Source organism: Rhodopseudomonas sp. BR0C11, assembly GCF_010820945.1.
Lineage (GTDB): Bacteria > Pseudomonadota > Alphaproteobacteria > Rhizobiales > Xanthobacteraceae > Rhodopseudomonas > Rhodopseudomonas palustris_H.
In genome coordinates this window covers 1-6251 of record NZ_QTKI01000286.1, presented here as the reverse complement: position 1 = coordinate 6251, position 6251 = coordinate 1, and the positions used below count along the sequence as shown (strand labels likewise).

General features: G+C 66.2%; 8 protein-coding genes. 6 read left to right on the top strand and 2 right to left on the bottom strand.

The genetic code is table 11. The features are described from left to right. From DYI24_RS18900 to DYI24_RS18880, 5 genes are all read left to right on the top strand, one after another. The coding region (locus DYI24_RS18900) for a ComF family protein (protein ID WP_164573407.1) at positions 1-635 on the top strand (635 nt) is incomplete at its 5' end. Between the two features lie 42 nt (positions 636-677). Further along, positions 678-953 carry a glutaredoxin 3 gene (grxC, locus tag DYI24_RS18895; protein WP_164573406.1) on the top strand — a complete coding sequence of 92 codons (276 nt, stop codon included), beginning with the start codon at positions 678-680 and terminating at the stop codon, positions 951-953. After that, on the top strand, positions 950-1825 hold the full coding sequence (locus tag DYI24_RS18890; protein WP_164573405.1) for a carbon-nitrogen hydrolase family protein: 876 nt from the start codon (positions 950-952) through the stop codon (positions 1823-1825). Before grxC ends, DYI24_RS18890 begins: the two co-directional genes overlap by 4 nt. After that, positions 1822-2316: a DUF1178 family protein gene (locus tag DYI24_RS18885; RefSeq protein WP_164573404.1), complete on the top strand. Its 495-nt coding sequence runs from the start codon at positions 1822-1824 to the stop codon at positions 2314-2316. Before DYI24_RS18890 ends, DYI24_RS18885 begins: the two co-directional genes overlap by 4 nt. A 115-nt stretch (positions 2317-2431) precedes the next feature. Then, positions 2432-2869 carry an EamA family transporter gene (locus tag DYI24_RS18880; RefSeq protein WP_164573403.1) on the top strand — a complete coding sequence of 146 codons (438 nt, stop codon included), beginning with the start codon at positions 2432-2434 and terminating at the stop codon, positions 2867-2869. Here DYI24_RS18880 and DYI24_RS18875 read toward each other — a convergent pair whose 3' ends face one another. Then, positions 2870-3769, bottom strand: coding sequence for an EamA family transporter (locus DYI24_RS18875; protein ID WP_164573402.1), 900 nt, complete (start codon positions 3767-3769; stop codon positions 2870-2872). A gap of 127 nt (positions 3770-3896) precedes the next feature. Continuing rightward, on the bottom strand, positions 3897-4658 hold the full coding sequence (ubiG, locus tag DYI24_RS18870) for a bifunctional 2-polyprenyl-6-hydroxyphenol methylase/3-demethylubiquinol 3-O-methyltransferase UbiG (RefSeq protein ID WP_164573401.1): 762 nt from the start codon (positions 4656-4658) through the stop codon (positions 3897-3899). Positions 4659-4849: 191 nt separating this feature from the next. Here ubiG and DYI24_RS18865 point away from each other — a divergent pair, with 191 nt between their 5' ends. Then, positions 4850-6103, top strand: a complete 1254-nt coding sequence (locus DYI24_RS18865) for an aspartate kinase (RefSeq protein ID WP_107342803.1) — start codon at positions 4850-4852, stop codon at positions 6101-6103. The last annotated feature ends 148 nt before the right edge of the window (positions 6104-6251 follow it).

Below are 6251 nucleotides of genomic sequence, written 5' to 3'. Positions count from 1 at the left end.
GGTCGCAGCTGTCCTTCATCGCCCCGCCGTATTGCGAAAAGCTCGGCATCCCGTTCGTCTATGATCCCGGCCCCGGCATGCTGTCGATGCAGGCGATCGCCGCTCCGCCGGCCTATAGCCGTGCCCGGGCCGCCGTCCGTTACGACGAAGTTGCCAAGGCGCTGGTGCACGGCCTCAAGTTCCATGACCGCACCGATCTGGCGCCGACCATGGGACGATGGATGGCCCGCGCCGGGCAGCCGCTGCTGGCCGACGCCGATCTGCTGGTGCCGGTGCCGCTGCATTGGCGCCGCGGCTTCTCGCGTCGCTACAATCAGTCCGGCGTGCTGGCGCAGGTGATCGGCCGGCAGGCCAAGCTGCCGGTCGCGGTTGAGGCCCTGCAGCGGGTCCGGCCGACCGCGCACCAGATCGGGCTGTCGCGCAGCGAGCGTGCCGCTAATGTGCAGGGCGCCTTCAAGGTTCCGAACCACCGGAAGGCCGAGATCCAGGGGCGGCGGATCGTGCTGGTCGACGACGTGCTCACCTCGGGGGCCACGGTCGATGCTTGCGCCCGCGCGCTGCTCCGGGCGAGGGCGGCCTCGGTCGACGTGCTGGTCTTCGCGCGGGTTGTCGATACGCTGAAATCCCCCATATAATCCGCTCCTTGCGCCCATCCTCGGCAACCCAACGGAGCCTGAATGCCCGCAGCGATCGAGATCTTCACCCGCCCCGGCTGCGGCTATTGCAGCGCCGCCAAGTCGCTTCTCAACCGCAAGAAGGCGGCCTTCACCGAGTACGACGTCGCGGTCGATCCGGGCTTCCGAGTGAAGATGGACGAGCGCGCCGGCCCCGGCGCCACCTATCCGCAGATCTTCATCGGCGACCTCCACGTCGGCGGCTGCGATGACCTCTATGCGCTCGATCGCGAGGGCAAGCTCGACGCGCTGCTCGCCGGCGAGAAGGCCGTGTCATGACCGACGCGGTGCCGTTCAATGCCGCCCTGGTGCAGATGCGCAGCGGCCTCACCCCCGAGCCCAATCTCGAGCAGGGCATCCGGCTGATCCGCGAGGCGGTGAAGGCCGGCGCCGACTACGTGCTCACCCCCGAGGTGAGCAACATGATGCAGCTCAACCGCGAAGCGCTGTTCGTCCAGCTCGCCGAGCAGGACGACGACCTGTCGCTGAAGGCGTATCGCGAGCTGGCGCGTGAACTGAACATCCATCTGCACATCGGCTCGCTGGCGCTGCGCGCCTCGCCGGAGCGCGCGGTCAACCGCTCGTTCCTGATCGGCCCCGACGGTACGATCCTGGCGAGCTACGACAAGATTCATATGTTCGACATCGATCTCGGCAATGGCGAGAGCTACCGCGAGTCGGCGAACTACCAGCCCGGCGAGACCGCGGTGATCTCGGACCTGCCCTGGGGCCGGATCGGCCTGACGATCTGCTACGACGTGCGTTTCCCAGCGTTGTACCGCGCGCTTGCCGAATCCGGCGCATCGTTCCTGGCGGTGCCGGCGGCGTTCACCAAGCCGACCGGTGAGGCGCATTGGCACGTGCTGCTGCGCGCTCGCGCCATCGAGAACGGCTGCTTCGTCTTCGCCGCGGCGCAAGGCGGTTTGCACGAGAACAAGCGCGAGACGTTCGGCCACTCGCTGATCATTGATCCGTGGGGCAAGGTGCTCGCCGAAGGCGGCATTGAGCCCGGCTTCATCATGGCGCGGATCGATCCGGCCGAAGTGACCAAAGCACGCGGCAAGATTCCGTCGCTGCAGCACGGCCGGCGCTTCACCGTCGCCGATGCGAACGCCGGCCCCGGCCACCTGCATCTGGTCCGGCAGTCATGATCCGCTACAGCCTGCGCTGCGACAAAGGCCACGTGTTCGAGAGCTGGTTTCAGAGCTCGTCGGCCTATGAGTCCCAGGTTCGGCGCAAGCTGGTGAGCTGCCCGCAGTGCGATTCAGTGAAAGTCGAAAAGGCGATCATGGCGCCGCAGATCGTCGGCAAGAAAGGCCGCGGCCGCGCGCCCGAGCCGGCCGCCGCCGAACCCACCGCGACCAACCTTCCGGCCGAGACGACTTCTGCTGATGCGCCGACGCCGCTGTTGATGGCGCAGGAGCGCGAGCTGCGCGCCAAGCTGAAGGAGTTGCGCGACCACATCGTCAAGACCGCCGACAATGTCAGCGAGCGCTTCCCCGAGCAGGCGCGCGCGATGCATTACGGCGATATCGAACACCGCCCGATCTACGGCGAGGCTTCGCCGGCTGAGGCCAAGGCGCTGATCGACGAAGGCATCGAAGTGGCGCCGCTGCCGGTGCTGCCGGACGACCGGAATTGACGTCTTGGCTTTAGCGAGCCGAATGCTCTCTTTTGTCATTCTGGCTCGCGCTTCGCGCGCCCCGGAACGACGACTGAGAGACTCGGACGCCAAGTAGTTCGCTGGAGACGCAGCTGTGAATCCCGACACCCTGCTTTCCTGGCAATTCTGGGCGGTGCTGTCGGCGGTGTTTGCGGCGCTGACGGCGATCTTCGCCAAGGTCGGCGTTGCCGACATCAACTCCGATCTCGCCACTTTCATTCGCACCGTAGTGGTGCTGGTGGCGCTCGGCGGGCTGCTGGCGGCGACCGGAAAGCTCGTCGCGGACGGGCCGATCAGCGCCAAGACCTGGACGTTCCTGATCCTGTCGGGGCTGTGCACCGGCGCTTCATGGCTGTGCTACTTCCGGGCCCTCAAGCTCGGCCCGGCCAGCTTGGTGGCGCCGATCGATAAGCTCAGCGTGGTGCTGGTGGTGCTGTTCGGCGTGCTGTTTCTCGGCGAGCGGCCGTCCGGCACCGAATGGATTGGGATCGCTCTGATCGCCGCCGGCGCCGTGGTCATCGCGCTGAAGTAATTACACCGCGACCAGCAGCGCGACGCCGAGTACGATCAGGATGATGCCGAGAATCTCGCGTAGCGCCACCGGCTGCTTGAACGAGTAGTAGGCCACAGCTTGCGCGAACAGCACCTCGATCAGCGCCAGGGTACGAACGTTGGCGGCGGCGGTGAGCGCAAATGCCAGGAACCAGAACTGCGAGGCCGCGGCGCCGACGAAGCCGGCCAGCATCGACGGCCGCCACAGTCGCAAGATGTCGCGCAGCACCTGCGGCGCCCGCGCCAGCAGGTAGATGGTCAGCACCAGCGTCTGCACCCCGAGGCCGAACACCAGGGTGAAGGTCGCGGCGGTGACGAAGGTCACGTCCGGCACCACGATGATCGCGCCGCGAAACCCGACCGCCGACAGCGCAAAGGCTGCGGCGGCGCTCAGCCCGAGCAAGGTCGGCCGCAGGCTGACGAGGCCGCGGGCCGCACCCGGCCGCAGCGCCGTAACCACGACGCCGACCGTCGCGATCAGGATCGCCACCACCTTCCACAGGTTCAGGTGATCGCCGAGGAACACGAAGCCGAAAATCGCGGTCTGGATCGCTTCGGTCTTCAGATATGCGGTGGTGACCACGAAAGAGCGTTCGTTCATCGCCGCCAGCATCATGCCGGTGGCTGCGATCTGCGACAGCGCCCCGAGCAGCAGCCATGGCCAGAAATCGAGGCCGGGCCACGGTATCGCATCGCCGGTCGCCCAGATCACCCCGGCAAAGAACAGCAGCGAGAACGGGAAGCCGAACAGAAACCGGATATTGGTGGCGCCCCAGGTGCCGAGCGGCCCGGTCAACGAGCGCTGCATCGCGTTGCGCGCGACCTGGCCGAGCGCAGCGACGAGCGTGAAGGGGATCCAGAGCGAAGCGACGGTGAACATGGCGTTGGCAGCAGGAGGGACGCTGCAGCCTCGGCGATCCGGTCCGCAGCGGTCAACCGGACCCGGATCATGCCTGCATTGCGAGGGCTTTCGCGCGCCAGAGCGATCGGCGCGCGGTCGTCCAGAACTACGGCGCCGTTTCGGCCACCATCATGTAGTTCACGTCCATGTCGGGCGACAGCTTCCAGCGGTCGGCGAGCGGATTGAACACCAGGCCGGACTGCTCGGTGACGGTGAGCTTCAGCCGGTTGAGGTGCTGCTCGAGTTCGGCGGGGGTGACGAACTTGTCCCACTGATGGGTGCCGCGCGGCAGCCAGCGCATCACATATTCGGCGCCGACGATGGCGAGCGCGAAGCTCTTCCAGTTCCGGTTGAGCGTTGCCACCACCATGATGCCGGTCGGCTTCATCAGCGCGGCGCAGCGCGACAGGAACGCGCCGACGTCGGTGACGTGCTCGATCACTTCCATCGCCAGCACGATGTCGAACCGCTCACGCGGGTCGATTTCCTCGACCATGACGTTGCGGTAGTCGATCGCCAGGTGCGACTTGTCGGCGTGCAGTTTGGCGGCGGCGATATTGGTGGCGGAGGGGTCGATTCCGATCACCTGGGCGCCCAGCCGGGTGAACGGCTCGCACAACAGGCCGGCGCCGCAGCCGATATCCAGCATCCGCAAGCCTTCGAGGCAGCTCAGGCTCTTGGCATTGCGCTCGAATTTCCGGCAGGCGGCATCGCGGATGAAGCTGATCCGCAGCGGGTTGATCCGGTGCAGCGGCGCCATCCGCCCCGTGGGGTCCCACCACTCGGCCGACAGTTTGGAGAATTTCGCGATCTCGGCCGGATCGACGGTCGAGGCCGGCTGGCCGGGGGACTCGGGTTGCAGTGCCATGGGGTGCGCGATGCTCCTCAATGTCCGTACCTGTCGCCCGGCACGCGGCCGGAGCGGGTTGCGCCTGTTCCGCGGCCGCAATGCCCTTGCTTGCCCGAAACCGCGACGCTGTGTATACGCGCCACGCGGCTCCCGCCTGGCGGATTCCGCGCCATCAATACTCGTTGTCTCCAAGGATTGCACTATTCGTCATGGGCCGGCTGGTGATGAAATTCGGCGGCACGTCCGTCGCCAATATCGAGCGCATCCAGAACGTCGCGCGCCATGTCAAACGCGAGGTCGATGCCGGCCATGAGGTCGCCGTGGTGGTGTCGGCGATGTCCGGCAAGACCAACGAGCTGGTGGCCTGGTGCACCGAAGCCTCGCCGCTGCATGACGCGCGTGAATACGACGCGGTGGTGGCGTCCGGCGAGCAGGTGACGTCGGGCCTTCTTGCGATTGCCCTTCAGTCGCTCGGCATTCAGGCGCGGTCCTGGCAGGGCTGGCAGATCCCGATCTTGACCAGCGACGCGCACGCTTCGGCGCGGATCGTCGGGATCGACGGCAGCGAAATCATCAAGCGCTTTTCCGAGCGCAAGGAAGTGGCGGTGATCGCCGGTTTCCAGGGCATCCATGCCGAGACCGGCCGGATCACCACGCTCGGCCGTGGCGGATCCGACACCTCGGCGGTGGCGATCGCGGCGGCGCTGAAGGCCGACCGCTGCGACATCTACACCGATGTCGACGGCGTCTACACCACCGACCCGCGGGTGGTGCCGAAGGCGCGCCGGCTCGACAAGGTGTCGTTCGAAGAGATGCTGGAATTGGCCTCGCTCGGCGCCAAGGTGCTGCAGGTCCGCTCGGTCGAGCTCGGCATGGTCCACAACATGCCGATCTTCGTCCGCTCCAGTTTCGACAAGCCCGAAGATATCGATCCGCACGGCACGCCGCCGGGCACGCTGATCAGCAGCGAGGAGAATTCCATGGAGAACCACGTCGTCACCGGCATCGCCTTTTCCAAGGACGAGGCGCAGATCTCTGTGCGCCGGATCGAGGACAAGCCGGGCGTGGCGGCGTCGATCTTCGGTCCCCTGGCCGACGCCAATATCAACGTCGACATGATCGTCCAGAACGTCTCCGAGGACGGCAAGACCACCGATCTGACCTTCACGGTGCCGGCCGCCGACTTCGCCCGTGCCAAGCAGACCATCACCTCGGCGCAGGACAAGATCGGTTACGCCCGCTTCGACAGCGAGACCGACGTCGCCAAGGTGTCGGTGATCGGCTCGGGCATGCGTAGCCATGCCGGCGTCGCGGCCCAGGCGTTCGCTGCGCTCGCGGCCCGCAACATCAACATCCGCGCCATCACCACCTCCGAGATCAAGTTCTCAGTGCTGATCGACGCCGCCTACACCGAGCTGGCGGTGCGGACGCTGCATACGCTCTATGGTCTGGATCAAGTTTAGAACAATTTTTCGGTGATTTGAGAGAGCCGGCGGGCCCGATGTTGCGTCCGCTGGCAGGCGTTTTGCTTGGCAAATCAAGCGTCAATTCGCTATACGGCCTGAGCGGCGCGGCGCGCTGACAGGTCGGCTGGCAAAGCCGGTTTTGTTG